Below are 19,047 nucleotides of genomic sequence, written 5' to 3'. Positions count from 1 at the left end.
GCGGCACGCTCCTTGCCACAGAGCTCTGTCAGCCCGTTCGCTCCGGCACCCAGTCCCGCAGCTTTCGCGCGGCGCCTGTCACGTCGGTGATCGTCCGAAATGCCGCCGTCTCCACCATCATCGCCCTCGCCAGCCGCACGGCGCGGGCTTCGGTGGTCGCCCGCTGCCTGGGATCCTCGATCAGCTCGAAATCGATATTGTGGGCGAGACCGAAGATACGGCGGATGATCTTGGCTGCGGCGAAGCCGACCGCATCAGTGAACAGGCGCTGCATGTAGGCCTGCCGCTCGGCCTCCAGCCGCGCGGCGCCCTTCTCACCGGGAAAGAGCGAGGCCGGATAGGCGTCACCGGCCGCGCCGGCGCGCCAGAGGTCGAGGAATTTGCCGGCGAACCCGGTCCAGACCTTTTCGACTGCCTCCAGCACCCAGGCCTCGAAAGCGGCCCGTTCGCCCGGCGCGCGCTCGTGACCGGCGGAGGCGAAATAGGCCATCAGCAGGTTCGCCAGCACCGCGCCGACGTCGAATCCCATCGGGCCGTAGAACGCAAATTCAGGGTCGATCACCCGCGTCTGGCTGTCCGTCACCATGATCGAGCCGGTGTGGAGATCGCCGTGCAGCAGCGCCTCCGGGCTCGCCATGAATTTCAGCTTCAGCCGGGAGATCGCGACATGCAGCTCCAGGTCGTCGCGCAAATCGGCCGCGAGGCCGTCAAGATATGGCGAGGTCCAGCGGTTCTGTTCGGCGATGCGGTATGGGTCGGTGAAGATCAGGTCTTCGGTGATCTTGCAGAGCGCGTGGTTGCCGGCAAACGCCGCAATGCCCTCCTTCTTCTCGGCGGCGGAGAGCGCGAGGTCGGAGGTGAAGAACAGGGTGCGCGCCATGAAGGTGGTGATGTCGTCCGTGAAGCGCGGATAGCGCGTTCCCGCGACCAGTCCCTTGCGCATGATGATGTGGGGCTCGTGCAGCTCCATCACCGTCAGTGCCAACTTCTCATTGTGGTGCAGCAAGGCCGGAACGAGGCCGGGCGCACGCTCGGCCTGCCGCGACAAGGCCAAAAATTCGTAATGGGCTCGCGACAGCGGCAGCGGCCAGCTCTCCCCGACGAGGCGGACGTAGGGCAGCGCCTGCTTCACGGCGATGCCGCTCCGCGCGCCCTTGACGATGAAGACGAGGTTGAGATTGCCGTCGCCGACCTCGGTGATCGCCCAGGACGCGGGATCGCCGCCGAGCAGTGCCTTCAGGTCCGGAAGGCCCGCGAGATAGTCCCGCAAGGCCGCCTCATGCAGAATCCGATAATCCCCTGCCCGGTCCCCGGTCATGACGATCCCACCCCATAGATACAGGCCGGATCGTTACTCCCGCTCCAGGAAGCTCGAGCCGATCTCGGCCTTTCTTTTGATCGGATCGTAATCGCAATAGACGCTGTCCGCCACCAGCGTGTAGCTGGCGACGACGTTGTATTTGTCCGGCTTGACCGAGTTCAGCCCGATCACCGAGGTGCTCTTGCCGCCGTTCCACTTGAACGGCGTCGAGCTCTTGGCCTGCTCGCAGGCCATCACCGCTTCGTTGAAGACATAGCCCTCGACGAACGCCCTCAGCGTCCGGGCCTGGACGGCGATCTTCCATTCGAAATAGCCGATGGCGCCAAGGCCGGCCACGATCAGCACCAGAAGCGCAACGACGATCCTCTGAAAAGTCATTCGTTCCCCCAATATACGAACTATCTCCGCCGTCATTGCGAGCGCAGCGAAGCAATCCAGAATCCCTCGGCGGTAAGACTCTGGATTGCTTCGCTGCGCTCGCAATGACAAGCTTGGTCGATATCCTTCGTCCCTTACACCTCTAAAACGGCATGCCCATCATTTTCGACAGGCGTTCGATCGAGAGATAGCCGGCATGGTAGGCCACCATGCCGAGGCCGTAGATGACGGCCGAGATGATCGTGGTCCAGATCAGCTTGCGGCCCATCCGCGTCAGGATCGGCGCGCCGGGGTCGGTGCCGGGGGCGCCGACGCCGTCCTCGTGCTGGCTGCGCACGCCGAACGGCAGCGTCAGGAACAGCGCGATCCACCAGATGACGAAGTAGATCGCAAGCGCGGTCGAGATCTGGATGGCCATGGGGCGGCCTTACGCCTGCTCGATTTCGACCAGCGCGCCGGAAAAATCCTTCGGGTGCAGGAACAGCACCGGCTTGCCATGGGCGCCGAGCTTGGGCACGCCGTCGCCGAGCACCCGCGCGCCCTCCTTCACCAGCGTGTCGCGCGAGTGGATGATGTCGACGACCTCGTAGCAGACATGGTGGATGCCGCCGTCGGCATTGCGCTCCAGGAACTTTGCGATCGGCGAGGCCTCGCCAAGCGGCTCGATGAACTCGATCTTGGTGTTGGGCAGTGTCGCGAACACGGTGGTGACGCCGTGCTCGGGCAGCGGCACGGCCTCGGAAATCTGGGCGCCGAATGCCGCGCCGTAGATCTTGGCGGCCTTGACGGCGTCCTTGGTCGCGATCGCGACGTGGTTGAGGCGACCCAGCATGTTTCTTCTCCCTCAGGACGTGATCCGGAGACCAGCCCTAATCTACACCGTCAGGACATGTACCAGACAGGGGGGCTTTTTGCCCCAATGTTCGTTGATCACGGCTCGGACCGCGCGTCGCACCGACTCGGCCAAGGCATCCGGATCGCGCCGGCGCGCCTTTGGCAGCCCCTCGATCGTGGACATGACGGCATCGAAGACCAGGTCGTCAAATGTCTCGCCCGCCCTGTTCTTCTCGGGGATGCCGACGAGATCGATCTCGGGTTCGTCGACGAGCTCGCCCTGCGCGGTCATGGCGATGGCGACGAAGGCGCAGCCGGAGAAGGCCATGCGGCGCCGCTCGACCACGGCACGGGATTTGGAGTCCTCCAGGATCGTGCCGTCCTTGTAGAGACGGCCCGAGGGCACCTCGCCGACGATGCCGGGATCGCCGGGGCCGAGCTTGACGAGATCGCCGTTGCGGCAGACCAGCACGCGCGGCACGCCGGCGGCGCGCGCGAGCTTTGCGTGCTCGTGCAGATGCAGGGCCTCGCCGTGGACGGGGATCAGCAGCTGCGGCTTCACCCAGGAGATCAGGTCGCGCAGCTCGTCGCGGCGCGGATGGCCGGAGACGTGGACGAGTGCGTCGCGGTCGGTGATGATCTCGACGCCCTGGAGCACCAGATTGTTGATGATCGAGCCGACGGCCTTCTCGTTGCCGGGAATGGTGCGCGAGGAGAAAATGACGCTGTCGCCGCGGTTCAGGGTGATCTCGGGATGGTCGTCATTGGCAATGCGGGCCAGCGCGGCGCGCGGCTCGCCCTGGCTGCCGGTGCACAGCGCCAGCACCTTGTCCTGCGGCAGATGGCCGTAGACCTCGGGCGAACGGAAATTCTGCACGCCGTCGAGATAGCCGGTCTCGCGCGCGACCTGAACCACGCGCTCCATGGCGCGGCCGACCACGACAACCTCGCGGTCGGCGGCTTTGGCGGCGTCTGCGACGGCTTTGACGCGGGCGACGTTGGAGGCGAAGGTCGTGACCGCGACGCGGCCCTTGGCCGACTTGACGAGGTCGATGATGGTCTTGGCGACCTCGGCCTCCGAGGGCGAGCGGCCGTCGCGCACGGCGTTGGTGGAATCGCCGATCAAAGCGAGCACGCCCTCCTCGCCGAGCTCGCGCAGCCGCTTCTCGTCGGTCGGAGCCCCCAGTGTCGGCGTCGGGTCGATCTTCCAGTCGCCGGTGTGCAGCACGATGCCGGCTTCGGTGTGGATCGCCAGCGCATGCGCCTCGGGAATCGAGTGCGCGACGGGAATGAACTCGACGTTGAACGGGCCGATATCGACGCGGCCGCCTGAGGGCACCACGGTCACCGGAATCTCGGGCGCATTGCGCTCGGCGGCGCATTTGGCCTCGAACAGCGCCGCGCTGAACTTCGTGGCGTAGATCGGGCATTTCAGCTTCGGCCAGAGATCGATGATGGCGCCGAAATGATCCTCATGGGCGTGCGTCAGCACGAGGCCCATCAGGTTCTTGCGCTCCTTCTCCAGGAAGCTGATGTCGGGCATGATCAAATCGATGCCCGGCAGATGCTCCTCGTCGCCGAAGGAGACGCCGAGATCGACCGCGAGCCAGGCACGCTGGTGGCGGTTGCCGAGGCCGTAGATCGACAGGTTCATGCCGATCTCGCCGACGCCGCCGAGCGGCGCAAACACCAGTTCGTCGGGCCTCGCCATCACGCAGCCCCCACTGAGCGGGCCGGGCCGAAGAAGACTTCACCCGCCGCCACCGGCACGCGCCGGCCCTCGGCGGTGCGGACGATCAGGCAGCCGGTCTCGTCGATGGTGTCGAAAATGCCTTCCAGCGTCGTCGTCCCCGTATGGATCGCGACCTTCTCGCCGAGGCCGGCGGCGCGCTCAAGCCACAGTTTACGGATATCGGCAAAGCCGCGGCCATTGTCCCAAATGCCACGGAACTCGACCCAGGCGTCCGACAAGGCCGTAAACAGCTCCTCCGCGCTGATCTGGACGCCGAGGGCGGCCAGCGACACGGCGGGCGTCGGCGTGCCCTCGGGCGCGGCGACCACGTTGGTGCCGATGCCGACGACGATGGCAAGGTGATCGCCGACGGCCTCCGCCTCGAGGCCAATGCCGACGAGCTTCTTGCCGTTGGCGAGGACGTCATTCGGCCATTTCAGGGCGTAGCGGGGACGGCCCTCGCCGAGCCGCAGCGCGGCCTCGAGGCTGACCTTCTCCAGGGCGGCCTCCTCCGCCAGCCCCGCCGCAAACCCGATGGTGGCAGCAACCGCGGGCGCGATGTCCAGGACTTCGAGCACGCTGGCCGCGAGATTGCCCTTTGGCGCGATCCAGGCGCGCTGGCGCCGGCCGCGGCCGGCGGTCTGCTCGGATGTGACGAACCACATCGGGCCGCGTTCGCCGGCCCGTGCGTGCTCGATGGCGTCGGTATTGGTCGAGCCGGTCCGTTCGAAAGCGGCGAGCTTGTAGCCCGCCGAAAGTGCGCGAGGACCGAGCGCGAACCCCATCCTAGAACAGCGACTTTGCCGCGGCCGAGGCAACGCTCACCACGGGGCCAGCGAACAGCGCGAACAGGATATTGAACAGGCCCGCAACCGCCAGCACCGTCTTCACCTCGACGCGCACCGGATCGACCTGGCCGGCCGGCTCGTCGAAATACATCGTCTTGACGATGGCCAGATAGTAGTAGGCGCCGACGACGCTGGAGAGCACGCCGATCACGGCGAGCGTGAACAGGTTCGCCTTGATGGCGGCGACGAAGACGTACCATTTGGCGAAGAAGCCGGCGAGCGGCGGAATGCCGGCGAGCGAGAACAGCAGCATCGCGAACATGAAGGCGAGCAGCGGATTGGTGCGCGACAGACCGGCGAAATCGCTGATCTGCTCGACGGCCTGGCCGTTGCGCTTCATGGCGAGGATGATCGAGAACGAGCCGAGCGTCATCGCGACATAGATCACGATGTACATCAGGACGCCCTGCGCGCCCTCGACCGTGCCAGAGGCAAGGCCGACCAGGGCGAAGCCCATATGGCCGATCGAGGAATACGCCATCAGGCGCTTGATGTTGCTCTGGCCGATCGCGGCGAAGGAGCCGAGCGCCATCGAGGCGATCGCCACGAACACCAGGATCTGCTGCCACTGCGAGACGATGCCCGGAAATGCGGTCAGCGTGACGCGGGTGAAGACGGCGAGCGCGGCCACCTTCGGCGCCGAGGCGAAGAACGCGGTGACCGGCGTCGGGGCGCCCTCATAGACGTCAGGCGTCCACATGTGGAACGGCACGGCCGAGACCTTGAAGCAGAGGCCGGCGAGCAGGAACACCAGGCCGAACACGAGGCCGATATTCGAGGCCGTCACGGCCGCGGCGATACCGGTGAAGCTGACGGTGCCGGTGAAGCCGTAGACCAGCGAGGAGCCGTACAGCAGCATGCCCGAGGACAGCGCGCCGAGCACGAAATACTTCAGCCCGGCTTCGGTCGACTTGGCGTTGTCGCGGTTCGAGGAGGCCACGACGTAGAGCGCCAGCGACATCAATTCGAGGCCGAGATAGAGCGAGATCAGGTCGCCGGCCGAGATCAGCACCATCATGCCGAGCGTCGAGAGCAGCACCAGGATGGCGTATTCGAAGATGCGGCGCGAGGGATCGGACAGGAACTCGGTCGACAGCACCAGCGTCACCGCCGAGCCGATCAGGGCCAGGATCTTCATGAAGCGGGCGAAGTCGTCGACGATGAAGCTGCCGCCGAAAGTCACCTGCTTGCCCGCGGGCTGAGCGTAGACGAGCACGCCGACCACGACCAGCAGCAGGACCGCCAGCGAGGTGACGGTCCTGGTCGTCTCCTGCCCGCGATAGGCCCCGAGCATCAGAAGCGCCATGGCGCCGACCGCGAGCACGAGCTCGGGCAGCACCGGCGCCAGTTGATAACCTGCAGTCGAAAAGCTCATGGCGATATCCTGACCTGCCCGATCACTGGAGCAGTGCGGCGGCCTTCACGGCCGTCACAGCGGTGTTGTAATTGTTGACGAGTTGCTGGACCGAGGCGGCCGACATGTCGAGCACCGGCTTCGGCCAGACGCCGAACAGGATCGTCAGCGCGACCATCGGGAACAGCGTCACGCATTCGCGCAAGGTGAGGTCCTTCATGCTCATCAGCGACGGCTTGACCAGCGCCCCGAACACGACCTTGCGGTAGAGCCACAGCGCGTAGCCCGCCGACAGGATCACGCCGAAGGTGGCGAAGAACGCGGTCGGGATCGAGACCTTGAAGGTGCCGAGCAGCGTCATGAACTCGCCGACGAACCCGCTCGTTCCGGGCAGACCGACATTGGCCATGGTGAAGACCATGAAGGTCATCGCGTAGAGCGGCATCCGGTTGACGAGGCCGCCATAAGCCGCGATCTCGCGGGTGTGCAGGCGGTCGTAGACGATGCCGACGCAGAGGAACAGCGCCCCGGAGACGATGCCGTGCGATATCATCTGGAACATGCCGCCGGCGACGCCCTGCATGGTGCCCGCGAAGATGCCCATGGTGACGAAGCCCATATGCGCCACTGACGAGTACGCGATCAGCTTCTTCATGTCCTCCTGCATCAGCGCCACCAGCGAGGTGTAGATGATGGCGATGGCCGAGAGCGTGAAGATCAGCGGCGCGAAGTCGTGCGAGGCCAGCGGGAACATCGGCAACGAGAAGCGCAGGAAGCCGTAGCCGCCCATCTTCAGCAGGATCGCGGCGAGGACCACCGAGCCCGCGGTCGGCGCCTCGACGTGCGCATCGGGCAGCCAGGTGTGCACCGGCCACATCGGCATCTTCACCGCAAAGGAGGCGAAGAAGGCAAGCCAAGCCCAGGTCTGCAAGGACCGCGGCACGGCGGTGTGCATCAGGGTCGGAATATCAGTGGTGCCGCCGTTCCAGTACAGCGCCATGATGGCGAGCAGCATCAGGACCGAGCCGAGCAGCGTGTAGAGGAAGAACTTGAACGAGGCGTAGACCCGGCGCGGACCGCCCCAGACGCCGATGATCAGGAACATCGGGATCAGGCCGCCCTCGAAGAACAGGTAGAACAGCACGAGATCGAGCGCCGAGAAGGTGCCGATCATCAGCGTTTCCAGGATCAGGAACGCCATCATGTATTCGCGGACGCGGTTGGTGATCGCCTTCCAGCTCGCGATGATGCAGAACGGCATCACGGCGGTGGTGAGGATCACGAGCGGCAGCGAGATGCCGTCGACGCCCATGTGGTAGGTGATGCCGGTGGCGAGCCAGTTCGCCTTCTCGACGAACTGGAAGTCGGCGCTGTTGGGGTCGAAGCGCATGACCAGGATCACCGACACCGCGAAGGTGATCAGCGTGGTCCAGAGCGCAATCCAGCGCGAATTGCGCCTGCTAGCCTCGTCATCGCCGCGGCTGAGATAGACGATCAGCGCGCCGACTGCCGGCAGGAACGTCGTGACCGAAAGAATGGGCCAGGTTGTCATTTACTGGCCTCCAAAGCCGAACATGAACCAGGTGATCAGGCCGGCGGCGCCGATCAGCATGGCGAATGCATAATGATAGAGATAGCCGGTCTGGATCTTCACGACGTTGCGGGTGACGTCCAGCACGCGGGCGGAGACGCCGTCGGGACCGAAGCCGTCGATGATGAAGCCGTCGCCCTTCTTCCAGAGCTGATAGCCGATCCACTTCGCCGGACGGACGAAGATGATCTCGTAGAGCTCGTCGAAGTACCATTTGTTGAGCAGGAACTGGTACAGCATCGGATGCTCTTGAGCGAGCCGAACGGGGATGTAGGGCCGGCGGATGTAGAACAGATACGAGACGAGGAAGCCCAGCACCATCATCACCGTCGGCAGGAAGGCGATGGTCTCGGGGATGTGGTGCATCTCCTCGATGATGTGCGGGTTCATCTTCACGGACTCGCGGAAGAACTCCTCGACGCCGTGGCCGGCGAACAGCTCCTTGAACGGCAGACCCGCGACGAACGAGCCGACCGCGAGCACGCCGATCGGGATCAGGATCCAGAGCGGGGCCTCATGCGCAGCCTCGTAATGATGCTCGTCATGCGGCTCGCCGTGGAAGGTCTTGAAGATCAGGCGCCAGGAGTAGAACGAGGTCAGGCCGGCGGCGACGACCGTCATCAGGAAGCCGTAGACCCCGAACGGATTGTGCGAGGCGTAGGCGGACTCGATGATCGCGTCCTTGGAGAAGTAGCCGGCGGTGAGCGGGAAACCGGTCAGCGCCAGCGTGCCGACCACCATCACCGCATAGGTGTAGGGGATCTTGCGCCAGAGGCCGCCCATGTTGCGGATGTCCTGCTCGTGGTGCATCGCGTAGATCACCGAGCCGGAGCCTAGGAACAGCAGTGCCTTGAAGAAGGCGTGCGTGAACAGGTGGAACATGCCGACCGAATAGGCCCCTGCTCCCATCGCCACGAACATGTAGCCGAGCTGCGAACAGGTCGAGTAGGCGACGATGCGCTTGATGTCGTTCTGGACGAGGCCGATCGTGGCCGCGAAGAACGCCGTGGTCGCGCCGAAGAACATCACCACGGCCTGGGCGGTCGGGGCGAGCTCGAACAGCGGCGACAGGCGCGCCACCATGAACACGCCTGCGGTCACCATGGTCGCGGCGTGGATCAGCGCCGAGACCGGGGTCGGGCCTTCCATCGCGTCCGGCAACCAGGTGTGCAGCAGGAACTGCGCCGACTTGCCCATCGCACCCATGAACAGCAGCAGGCAGGTCAGGGTCAGCGCATCTGCATGCCAGCCGAGGAAGTTGATGGTCTTGCCGGTGAGGCCCGGCGCGGCATGGAAGATGGTCTCGAAGTCGGTCGAGCCGGCCAGCATGAAGATCGCGAAGATGCCGAGCGCGAAGCCGAAATCGCCGACGCGGTTGACCACGAAGGCCTTGATGGCGGCCGCGTTCGCCGAGGGCTTCTGGTACCAGAAGCCGATCAGCAGATAGCTGGCGAGACCCACGCCTTCCCAACCGAAGAACAGCTGGACCAGATTGTCCGCCGTCACCAGCATCAGCATGGCGAAGGTGAACAGGCTGAGATAGCCGAAGAAGCGCGGCCGGTACGGATCCTCGTCCATGTAGCCGATGGAATAGAGGTGCACGAGCGAGGACACGGTCGTCACCACCACCAGCATCACGGCGGTGAGCGTGTCGACGCGCAGGGTCCACCAGACCTGGAGGTCGCCGGAGAAGATGAAAGGCAGCAGTTGGATGCGGGCGTCATGGTGCATGAAGCCGACGTCGACCAGCGTCATCCAGGACAGCGCCGCCGCGACGAACAGCAGCCCCGTGGTGATCAGCTCCGCCGCGCGCGAGCCCGCAGCAGCCGGCTCGACCGGGCCGTGGCCGTGGTCGTCATGGCCGTGATCGTCGTGGCCATGGTCATCATGGGCCGCCGACGCATGCGCATCACCGTGACCATGATCGCCATGATGCTCGACCTCGTCACCCGAGGGGTTGCGGGCATGCGCGCCGACCAGGGAGATGAGGCCGGCCAGAATGGCGCCCAGCAGGGGCAGGAAAACGATTGCCTGAACCATTTGAGAGCTCAGCCCTTCATCAGATTGACGTCCTCAACCGCGATCGAGCCGCGGTTGCGGAAATAGACCACCAGGATGGCGAGACCGATTGCAGCTTCCGCAGCCGCAACGGTGAGCACCAGAAGCGCGAAGACCTGGCCGACGATGTCGCCGAGGAAGGTCGAGAACGCCACGAGGTTGATGTTGACCGAGAGCAGGATCAGCTCGATCGACATCAGGATGACGATGATGTTCTTGCGGTTCAGGAAGATGCCGAGGATCCCGAGCGTGAACAGGATCGCGCCGACCGCCAGATAATGTCCGAGCCCGATCGTCATTTCACCCACTCCGCCGCATCGGCATCCTGGAGTCCCTGCCCCGGCGCCACCTTGCGCATCGCCATCGCCATCTCGGGCGTGCGCGCGTTCTGAACGTTGATGTCCTGCCGCTTCACGTTCGCCTTGTGGCGCAGCGTCAACACGATGGCGCCGATCATGGCGACCAGCAGCACCATGCCCGCGAGCTGGAAGTAGTGGATGTACTTCGTATAGAGCACGAGCCCGAGCGCCTCGGTGTTGGAGACGTTGGTCGGGATCGCCGCCGTGATCGTCTTGGCGACGCCGGGGTTGATGACCCAGAAGCCGACGGTGAGCAGCAGCTCGAACAGGAAGATGCCGCCGATCACGAGGCCGACCGGCAGGTACTCGATGAAGCCCTCGCGCAGCTCGAGGAAGTCGACGTCGAGCATCATGATCACGAACAGGAACAGCACCGCGACCGCGCCGACATAGACGACGATCAGCATCATGCCGAGGAACTCGGCGCCCATCAGCACGAACAGGCCGGAGGCGTTAACGAAGGCCAGGATCAGGTACAGCACGGAGTGCACGGGATTGCGCGAGACAATCACCATCACGGCCGAGGCAACGCAGATGCCGGCGAAGAGATAGAAGAACAGCGCGGGAAGGATCATGCCCTCACCTCACCGGTACGGCGCGTCGAGCTCGATCGCTTTCGCGATCTCGCGTTCCCAGCGGTCGCCGTTGGCGAGCAGCTTGGCCTTGTCATAGAACAGTTCCTCGCGGGTCTCGGTCGCGAACTCGAAGTTCGGACCTTCGACGATGGCGTCGACCGGACAGGCCTCCTGGCAGAGGCCGCAATAGATGCACTTCACCATGTCGATGTCGTAGCGCACGGTACGGCGGGTGCCGTCGTTGCGGCGCGGACCGGCCTCGATGGTGATGGCCTGCGCCGGGCAGACCGCTTCGCACAGCTTGCAGGCGATGCAGCGCTCCTCGCCGTTCGGATAGCGGCGCAGCGCGTGCTCGCCGCGGAAGCGCGGCGAGATCGGGCCCTTCTCGAACGGATAGTTCAAGGTCGGCTTCGGCTGGAAGAAATAGCGCATGGCGAGGAAGAACGCCGAGACGAATTCCGACAGCAGAAGCGAGCGTGCAGTGGCGTTGATGTTGATACCCATGACGACGGCCCTCACTTCGGCGCGATGCCGGCGAAATGCAGCACGCCGGCCACCACGATCACCATCGCCAGCGACAGCGGCAGGAACACCTTCCAGCCGAGTCGCATGAGTTGGTCGTAGCGGTAGCGCGGCACGATCGCCTTTGCCATCGCGAACAGGAAGAACATGAAGAACAGTTTCAGCGAGAACCAGATGATCCCCGGCACCCAGTTGAAGGGCGGCAGGTCCACCGGCGGCAGCCAGCCCCCGAGGAACAGGATCGTGGCGAGCGCGCACATCGTGACGATCGCGACGTATTCGCCGAGCATGAACAGCAGGTACGGCGTCGAGCCGTACTCGACCATGAAGCCGGCGACGAGCTCGGATTCCGCTTCGACCAGGTCGAAGGGCGGACGGTTGGTTTCCGCCAGCGCCGAGACGTAGAACACCACGAACATCGGGAACAGCGGCCAGACGTACCAGTTCAGGATGGTCAGCTGCGGCAGCCCGATCAGGCTGGCGAGGCCGCGCGCGTGCTGGGCCTCGACCACGGCCGAGAGGTTCAGCGTGCCGGCGCAGAGCAGCACCGTGATGATGACGAAGCCGATCGAGACTTCATACGACACCATCTGCGCCGCCGAGCGCAGCGCGGCCAGGAACGGGTATTTCGAGTTCGACGACCAGCCGGCCATGATGATGCCGTAGATCGACAGCGACGAGATCGCGAAGATGAAGAGGACGCCGACATTGATGTCGGAGATCACCCAGCCGAGATTGGTCGGGATCACCGCCCAGGCCGCGAGCGCGAGCACGCAGGAGACCAGCGGCGCCAGCAGGAACACGCCCTTGTTGGCGCCGGCCGGGATGATCGGCTCCTTCAGCACGAACTTCAGGAGGTCGGCGAAGGATTGCAGCAGGCCCCAGGGGCCGACCACGTTCGGGCCGCGGCGGATCTGCACCGCCGCCCAGATCTTGCGGTCGGCGAGCAGGATGTAGGCGATCGCCACCAGCAGGACGACGAGCACCAGGACGCTCTCGGCGACCATGATGATCAGCGGCCAGAGGAAACCGGTCCAGAATGCGCTTTCGAAGAATTCCATCTAGCTCACTCCGCTGCGGTCAGCATCTGCCCGGAGGCAAGCCGCGAGCATTCCGCCATCACGGCGGACGCACGCGCGATTGGGTTGGTCAAATAGAAGTCCTCGACCAGCGGCTTGAACGGCGCCTTCTCGGGCGAGCCGCCCTTCCCCGCCAGCTTCTTGACCTGGTCGGCGGAGCCGGCCTCGATCTGGTCGAGACGGATCAGGTGCGGCACGGCCTTGAAGATCGCCTGGCGCAGGGCGGGAAGCGAGTCATAGCCGAGCTTCTTGCCGAGCGCTTCCGACAGCGCACGGACGATCGCCCAGTCCTCGCGGGCTTCGCCCGGCGGGAACGCGGCGCGACCGGTCATCTGCACGCGGCCTTCGGTATTGACGTAGATTGCGGACTTCTCGGTGTAGGCGGCCGCCGGCAGGATGACGTCGGCGCGGTGCGCGCCGCGATCACCATGGGTGCCGATATAGACGACGAAGGTGCCGTCCGGCGCCTTGATCTCGTCGGCGCCGAGCAGGAACAGCAGGTCCAGCGTGCCGAACGTCGTCATCTGCGCCGCGTTCAGCCCGCCCGCGGTTGCGGCGAAGCCGATGTCGAGCGCGCCGACGCGCGAGGCGGTCTCGTGCAGCACGCCAAAGCCGTTCCAGCCGTCCTTGACCGCGCCGACGTCGAGCGCGAGCTTGGCGGCGGCGGCGAGGATGGCGGCGCCATCGTGACGGGCGGCCGCGCCCGCGCCGACCAGGATGATCGGGTGCTTGGCGTTCTTCAGCACGTCCATGAAGGAGTGCTTGCCGGCCGCGAGCTCACTGAGGGTCTCCGTGCCCGCGCCGAGATGGTCGTAATCATAGGTCAGGTCGGCCTTGGCGCCGATCACGCCGACCTTGAAGCCGCCGCCGCGCCAGCGCTTGCGGATGCGGGCGTTGAACACGGCCGCCTCTTTCCGCGGATTGGCGCCGATGATGAGCAGCGCGTCCGCCTGCTCCACGCCGACCAGGGTCGGATTGAAGATGTAGGAGCCGCGGCCGAGCGCGGGATCGAAGGCGTCGCCGCCCTGCACCGCCAGATTGCTCGAACCGTACTTCGCCAGCAGGTCCTTCAGCGCGAACATCTCCTCGACACCGGCGAGGTCGCCGGCGATCGCGCCGATGCGCTTGCCGTCGGAGCGCCCCGCCTTGGCGGCGATCGCGGCGAAGGCCTCGGGCCAGCTCGCCGCGCGCAGCTTGCCGGCCTCGCGGATATAGGGCCGGTCGAGGCGCTGGGTGCGCAGGCCGTCGACGATGTGGCGGGTCTTGTCGGAGATCCACTCCTCGTTCACGGCCTCGTTGATGCGCGGCAGCACGCGCATCACCTCACGGCCGCGGGTGTCGACGCGGATCGCAGAGCCGACGCCATCCATGACGTCGATCGACTGGGTCTTGCCGAGCTCCCACGGACGCGCCGCGAACGCATAGGGTTTTGAGGTCAGCGCGCCGACCGGGCAGATGTCGACGAGGTTGCCCTGCAGTTCCGACGTCAGCGCGTGCTGGAGATAGGTCGTGATCTCCATGTCCTCGCCGCGGCCGGTGGCGCCCATCTCGGGCGCGCCGGCGACTTCCGCCGAGAAGCGGACGCAGCGCGTGCACTGGATGCAGCGGTTCATCGAGGTCTTGACCAGCGCACCGAGATACTTGTCCTCGACGGCGCGCTTGTTCTCGGCGAAGCGGCTGGTGTCGACACCATAGCCCATCGCCTGGTCCTGCAGGTCGCACTCGCCGCCCTGGTCGCAGATCGGGCAGTCCAGCGGATGGTTGATGAGAAGGAATTCCATCACGCCTTCGCGCGCCTTCTTCACCATCGGCGAACGCGTGGAGATCTCCGGCGGCTCGCCCTTGGGGCCCGGACGGCAGTCGCGCACGCCCCAGGCGCAGCTGGCGACCGGCTTCGGGCCGCCCTTCACCTCGACGAGGCACATCCGGCAATTGCCGGCGATCGACAGCCGCTCGTGATAGCAGAAGCGCGGAATCTCGGCGCCGGCCGCCTCGCACGCCTGAAGCAGCGTGTACTCGGCGGGGACATCGATCTCTTTGCCGTCGATGATGAGCTTGGTCATGTCTCTTACTCCGCCGCGACCATGTTCACGGGATCGCGGACGCCGATATCGTCGACATCGGCCTTGTGCGAATACTGGTCGATGCGCGCTTCGATCTCATGACGGAAATGCGCGATCAGGCCCTGGATCGGCCAGGCCGCCGCGTCGCCGAGCGCGCAGATGGTGTGGCCTTCGACCTGTTTTGTCACCTCGAGCAGCATGTCGATCTCGCGCTTGTGGGCGCGGCCTTCGGCCATGCGGGTCAGCACGCGCCACATCCAGCCCGTGCCCTCGCGGCACGGGGTGCACTGGCCGCAGCTCTCGTGCTTGTAGAAATAGGAGATGCGGGCGATGGCGCGGATCAGGTCGGTCGACTTGTCCATCACGATCACGGCCGCGGTGCCGAGGCCGGAGCGCAGCTTGCTCAGGCTGTCGAAATCCATCGGCGTGTCGATGATCTGCTCGGCCGGCACCATGCGCACCGACGAGCCGCCGGGGATCACGGCCTTGAGGTTGTCCCAGCCGCCGCGGATGCCGCCGCAATGCTTGTCGATCAGCTCACGGAACGGAATGCCCATGGCCTCTTCGACGTTGCAGGGCCGCTCGACATGGCCGGAGATGCAGAACAGCTTGGTGCCGACATTGTTCGGACGGCCGATGCCGGCGAACCACGCCGCGCCGCGGCGCAGGATGTCGGGCGCAACGGCGATGGACTCGACGTTGTTGACGGTGGTCGGGCAGCCGAACAGGCCGACATTGGCCGGGAACGGCGGCTTCAGGCGCGGCTGGCCCTTCTTGCCTTCGAGGCTTTCGAGCAGCGCGGTCTCTTCGCCACAGATATAGGCGCCGGCGCCGTGCGCGACGTAGATGTCGAACGGCCAGCCGTTGACGTTATCCTTGCCGACCAGCTTGGCCTCATAGGCCTGGTCGATCGCGGCCTGCAGATGCTCGCGTTCGCGGATGAACTCGCCGCGGACATAGATGTAGCAGGCATGCGCGTTCATCGCGCAGCTCGCGATCAGGCAGCCCTCGATCAGCAGATGCGGATCATGCCGCATGATCTCGCGATCCTTGCAGGTGCCGGGCTCGGACTCGTCGGCGTTGACGACGAGATAGCTCGGCCGGCCGTCGGTCGATTCCTTCGGCATGAAGGACCACTTCAGGCCGGTCGGGAAGCCGGCGCCGCCGCGGCCGCGCAGGCCCGACGCCTTCATCTCGTTGATGATCCAGTCGCGGCCCTTGTCGATGATATTCTTCGTACCATCCCAGGCGCCGCGGCGCCGCGCACCCTCGAGCCCCCAGTCGTGGAGGCCGTAGAGGTTCTTGAAGATGCGGTCCTTGTCCTCGAGCATATCAGTGCTTTCCGATCAACGATTGGACTGCTTGTAGGCGAGTCCGGCGGCGCAGACGGCGAAGGTCAGCGCCCAGAGCAGGCTGGATTCCAGCGACGCGTTCAGGCTGAAGCGTTGCAGGAGAAAGATGAACGCACCCGCCACCGCGGCATGCATCGCGATGAAGCCCCACTTCTTCATGGCACCGCTCCCCTGCACCGAAGGCTGCGAGAGACCACGCATCAGGTGATCTCCTTCAGCGTGGTCGGCCCGCCGAGCGGCGCCGAGAACTGGCGGCCATTCTGCGGACCGGGCTTGGGTGGATTACCCGAGGCGAAGCCGTCGAGCACCTTGCCAAAACTTTCCTTGGTCAGATCCTCATAGGTGTCCTTGCCGATCAGCACCATCGGCGCGTTCACGCAAGACCCCAGGCACTCGACCTCTTCCCAGCTGAAATTGCCGTCCTTGGAGAGATGGAAGGGCTCGTGATGGATGCGGTGCTCGCAGACGTGGATGAGGTCCTCGGCGCCGCGCAGGCGGCACGGCGTGGTGCCGCAGACCTGGACGTGGGCCTTCTTGCCGACGGGGGCGAGCTGGAACATGGTGTAGAAGGTCGCGACTTCGAGTACGCGGATATAGGGCATGTCGAGCATGTCGGCGATGACGCGGATCGCGGCTTCCGACACCCAGCCGTCATGCTGCTCCTGCGCCCGCCACATGATCGCGATCACCGCGGAGGCCTGGCGGCCGGCCGGATATTTCGCAATCTGCTGCTTGGCGAATGCGAGGTTCTCCTCCGTGAACGCGAAGCTCGCGGGCTGGACTTCCTTCGGTGCTAATCGGCGAACGGACATCTCTTATCTCTCACTGCATGCGGCGCGCGGTTTTGGCATTCAGGGCATTGATCCTGTCCTGCCAGAATGCGCTTGCGGTGCCGAAAACGTTGTAGCCGACATGGGTCGAGACCTTGATGCGGTCGAGGATCGACAGCTCGGTCACGGTCTCCATCCGGTTGCTGCGCGGATCGAACACGATCAGCTTCAGCGGGGTCTGTTCGAGGATGTAGCGCGACACCGCATGGGAGCGGTCGCTGCCGTGCTCCTCGCACATGATGACGCTGTCGGCCTGGAGCAGCCGGGCGCCGCCCTTGATCGCCTCGATCTCGACGCCCTCGACGTCGAGCTTGATCAGGTATTTTCCGTTCGCCGCGACCTTGCCGTCATCGATCAGATTATCCAGCGCCAGGACCGGCACTTCCTCGCCACCCGCCGACGGATCGCCGGCGATGCTGAAGGCCTCGTGCTTGGTGCCTGACAGACGTGCGGTGCCGCGCGTGGCGCCGATCGCGCATTTCATCGTCTCGAAGCGGCCACCGTTGACGCGGGCGTTGTTGGCGAGCTTCGGATAGTTCTGGCCCGACGGCTCGATCGCGATCGCCTTGTGCGAGCCGAACGGCCTGCTCGACACCAGCACCGACCAGTAGCCGTAATTGGCACCGCAATCGAGCAGCGTGTAGTCGACGTCGATGGAATCGGCGAACAGCAGCTCGAGCTCGTCCTCGTAATTGTACGAGCGGTTGAGCAGCTTGCTCCAATAGCCGTCGCCGTAGGGGAATTCGAACACGGCGTCCGGGTTGAGCTTGATCGCGATGTTGCGCCTGGGCAGCGTCTTCGCCAGCAGATTGGCGCAGGCGATGTATCCCATGTGCGAGAAGTGCGAGGAGATCTTCGATCCCGTCACCAGCGCCAAGGCAGCCGTCCGCTCCCACAGGTTGGCCCCTTCAAGGGCCCCCGAGGCGCGGTCAAACTGGATTGGCGCCTGCGCCATCACCGATCGACCTCTCCGAACACGATGTCGAGCGAGCCCAGGATCGCCGAGACGTCGGCGAGCAGATGGCCGCGGCAGATGTGGTCCATCGCCTGCAGATGGGCAAAGCCCGGCGCGCGGATCTTGCACTTGTAGGGCTTGTTGGTGCCGTCGGAGACGAGATAGACGCCGAACTCGCCCTTGGGCGCCTCGACCGCGGCGTAGACCTCGCCGGCCGGCACGTGGACGCCTTCGGTGTAGAGCTTGAAGTGGTGAATGAGCGCTTCCATCGAGCGCTTCATCTCGCCGCGGCGCGGCGGGGCGACCTTGTTGTCGGCGACGACGACGGGCCCCTTGCCCTCCGGTGCATTCAGCTTCTGGATGCACTGCCTCATGATGCGCACGGACTGGCGCATCTCTTCCATGCGGATCAGGTAGCGGTCGTAGCAGTCGCCGTTCTTGCCGATCGGGATGTCGAAATCCATTTCGGCGTAGCACTCATAGGGCTGCGACTTGCGCAGGTCCCAGGCCGCGCCCGAGCCGCGCACCATCACGCCCGAGAAACCCCACTCCCAGGCTTCCTTCAGCGGCACCACGCCGATGTCGACGTTGCGCTGCTTGAAGATGCGGTTGGCGGTGAGCAGCCGGTCGAGGTCGTCGACGACCTTGAGGAACGGATCGCACCAGGCCTCGATGTCGTCGACCAGCTTCTGCGGCAGGTCCTGATGCACGCCGCCGACGCGGAAGAAGGCTGCATGCATGCGGCTGCCCGAGGCGCGCTCGTAGAACACCATCAGCTTCTCGCGCTCTTCGAAGCCCCACAGCGGCGGGGTCAGCGCGCCGACGTCCATCGCCTGCGTGGTGACGTTGAGCAGATGCGACAGGATGCGGCCGATCTCGCAATAGAGCACGCGGATGAGCTGGCCGCGGCGCGGCACCTCGATGCCGAGCAGCTTTTCGGCAGCCAAGCAGAAGGCATGCTCCTGGTTCATCGGCGCGACGTAGTCGAGGCGGTCGAAATACGGGATCGCCTGGAGATAGGTCTTCTGCTCGATCAGCTTCTCGGTGCCGCGATGAAGCAGGCCGATATGCGGGTCGACGCGGGCGACGATTTCGCCGTCAAGCTCCAAAACCAAGCGCAGCACGCCGTGCGCGGCCGGATGCTGGGGCCCGAAGTTGATGGTGAAATTGCGAAGCTGTTCGGGTTGCTCGTTCAT

General features: G+C 65.1%; 19 protein-coding genes. All 19 read right to left on the bottom strand.

Features of this window, described 5'->3' with window-relative positions:
• Positions 1-28 precede the first annotated feature (28 nt).
• The 19 genes from mtnK to N2603_RS20850 all read right to left on the bottom strand — a co-directional run bounded on the left by mtnK (position 29) and on the right by N2603_RS20850 (position 19,047).
• Positions 29-1,318, bottom strand: a complete 1,290-nt coding sequence (mtnK, locus tag N2603_RS20940; RefSeq protein ID WP_260390221.1) for an S-methyl-5-thioribose kinase — start codon at positions 1,316-1,318, stop codon at positions 29-31.
• Positions 1,319-1,351: 33 nt separating this feature from the next.
• Positions 1,352-1,699, bottom strand: a complete 348-nt coding sequence (locus tag N2603_RS20935) for a hypothetical protein (RefSeq protein WP_260390220.1) — start codon at positions 1,697-1,699, stop codon at positions 1,352-1,354.
• Between the two features lie 142 nt (positions 1,700-1,841).
• The gene (locus tag N2603_RS20930; RefSeq protein WP_080136915.1) at positions 1,842-2,117 is read right to left on the bottom strand and encodes a DUF1467 family protein; all 276 of its coding nucleotides are present in this window, start codon (positions 2,115-2,117) and stop codon (positions 1,842-1,844) included.
• Positions 2,118-2,126: 9 nt separating this feature from the next.
• Positions 2,127-2,531, bottom strand: coding sequence for a methylmalonyl-CoA epimerase (gene mce / locus N2603_RS20925; protein WP_260390219.1), 405 nt, complete (start codon positions 2,529-2,531; stop codon positions 2,127-2,129).
• A gap of 42 nt (positions 2,532-2,573) precedes the next feature.
• Positions 2,574-4,244: a ribonuclease J gene (locus N2603_RS20920; protein WP_260390218.1), complete on the bottom strand. Its 1,671-nt coding sequence runs from the start codon at positions 4,242-4,244 to the stop codon at positions 2,574-2,576.
• Complete coding sequence (locus N2603_RS20915) at positions 4,244-5,050, bottom strand: biotin--[acetyl-CoA-carboxylase] ligase (RefSeq protein ID WP_260390217.1); 807 nt, start codon at positions 5,048-5,050, stop codon at positions 4,244-4,246. The genes N2603_RS20920 and N2603_RS20915 overlap by 1 nt, the downstream gene beginning before the upstream one ends.
• 1 nt (position 5,051) lies before the next feature.
• Positions 5,052-6,488 (bottom strand): NADH-quinone oxidoreductase subunit NuoN, encoded by a 1,437-nt coding sequence (gene nuoN, locus N2603_RS20910; protein ID WP_260390216.1) that lies wholly within the window; start codon positions 6,486-6,488, stop codon positions 5,052-5,054.
• Between the two features lie 22 nt (positions 6,489-6,510).
• Positions 6,511-8,019 carry an NADH-quinone oxidoreductase subunit M gene (locus tag N2603_RS20905; RefSeq protein ID WP_018642369.1) on the bottom strand — a complete coding sequence of 503 codons (1,509 nt, stop codon included), beginning with the start codon at positions 8,017-8,019 and terminating at the stop codon, positions 6,511-6,513.
• Complete coding sequence (gene nuoL / locus N2603_RS20900; protein WP_260390215.1) at positions 8,020-10,098, bottom strand: NADH-quinone oxidoreductase subunit L; 2,079 nt, start codon at positions 10,096-10,098, stop codon at positions 8,020-8,022. It lies immediately after the preceding gene.
• An 8-nt stretch (positions 10,099-10,106) separates the two neighbouring features.
• On the bottom strand, positions 10,107-10,415 hold the full coding sequence (nuoK, locus tag N2603_RS20895; protein ID WP_008547737.1) for an NADH-quinone oxidoreductase subunit NuoK: 309 nt from the start codon (positions 10,413-10,415) through the stop codon (positions 10,107-10,109).
• Positions 10,412-11,050, bottom strand: a complete 639-nt coding sequence (locus N2603_RS20890) for an NADH-quinone oxidoreductase subunit J (protein ID WP_018642371.1) — start codon at positions 11,048-11,050, stop codon at positions 10,412-10,414. Before N2603_RS20890 ends, nuoK begins: the two co-directional genes overlap by 4 nt.
• Before the next feature lie 9 nt (positions 11,051-11,059).
• Positions 11,060-11,548 (bottom strand): NADH-quinone oxidoreductase subunit NuoI, encoded by a 489-nt coding sequence (nuoI, locus tag N2603_RS20885; protein ID WP_026232873.1) that lies wholly within the window; start codon positions 11,546-11,548, stop codon positions 11,060-11,062.
• A gap of 17 nt (positions 11,549-11,565) precedes the next feature.
• Positions 11,566-12,633 (bottom strand): NADH-quinone oxidoreductase subunit NuoH, encoded by a 1,068-nt coding sequence (nuoH, locus tag N2603_RS20880; protein ID WP_130366410.1) that lies wholly within the window; start codon positions 12,631-12,633, stop codon positions 11,566-11,568.
• A gap of 5 nt (positions 12,634-12,638) precedes the next feature.
• Positions 12,639-14,714 (bottom strand): NADH-quinone oxidoreductase subunit NuoG, encoded by a 2,076-nt coding sequence (nuoG, locus tag N2603_RS20875; protein WP_260390214.1) that lies wholly within the window; start codon positions 14,712-14,714, stop codon positions 12,639-12,641.
• A gap of 5 nt (positions 14,715-14,719) precedes the next feature.
• Entirely contained in the window at positions 14,720-16,045 is a 1,326-nt protein-coding gene (nuoF, locus tag N2603_RS20870) for an NADH-quinone oxidoreductase subunit NuoF (protein ID WP_018320146.1), read from the bottom strand.
• 15 nt (positions 16,046-16,060) lie between these two features.
• Positions 16,061-16,267 carry a hypothetical protein gene (locus tag N2603_RS20865; protein WP_018642378.1) on the bottom strand — a complete coding sequence of 69 codons (207 nt, stop codon included), beginning with the start codon at positions 16,265-16,267 and terminating at the stop codon, positions 16,061-16,063.
• Positions 16,267-16,878, bottom strand: a complete 612-nt coding sequence (nuoE, locus tag N2603_RS20860; RefSeq protein ID WP_211411596.1) for an NADH-quinone oxidoreductase subunit NuoE — start codon at positions 16,876-16,878, stop codon at positions 16,267-16,269. The genes N2603_RS20865 and nuoE overlap by 1 nt, the downstream gene beginning before the upstream one ends.
• A gap of 10 nt (positions 16,879-16,888) precedes the next feature.
• Entirely contained in the window at positions 16,889-17,851 is a 963-nt protein-coding gene (locus N2603_RS20855; RefSeq protein WP_260390213.1) for an FkbM family methyltransferase, read from the bottom strand.
• The gene (locus tag N2603_RS20850; RefSeq protein WP_018642381.1) at positions 17,851-19,047 is read right to left on the bottom strand and encodes an NADH-quinone oxidoreductase subunit D; all 1,197 of its coding nucleotides are present in this window, start codon (positions 19,045-19,047) and stop codon (positions 17,851-17,853) included. The genes N2603_RS20855 and N2603_RS20850 overlap by 1 nt, the downstream gene beginning before the upstream one ends.

The organism is Bradyrhizobium huanghuaihaiense (assembly GCF_025200885.1).
Lineage (GTDB): Bacteria > Pseudomonadota > Alphaproteobacteria > Rhizobiales > Xanthobacteraceae > Bradyrhizobium > Bradyrhizobium huanghuaihaiense.
The sequence above is the reverse complement of the archived record's forward strand: the minus strand, read 5'-3'. Positions and strand labels throughout refer to the sequence as shown.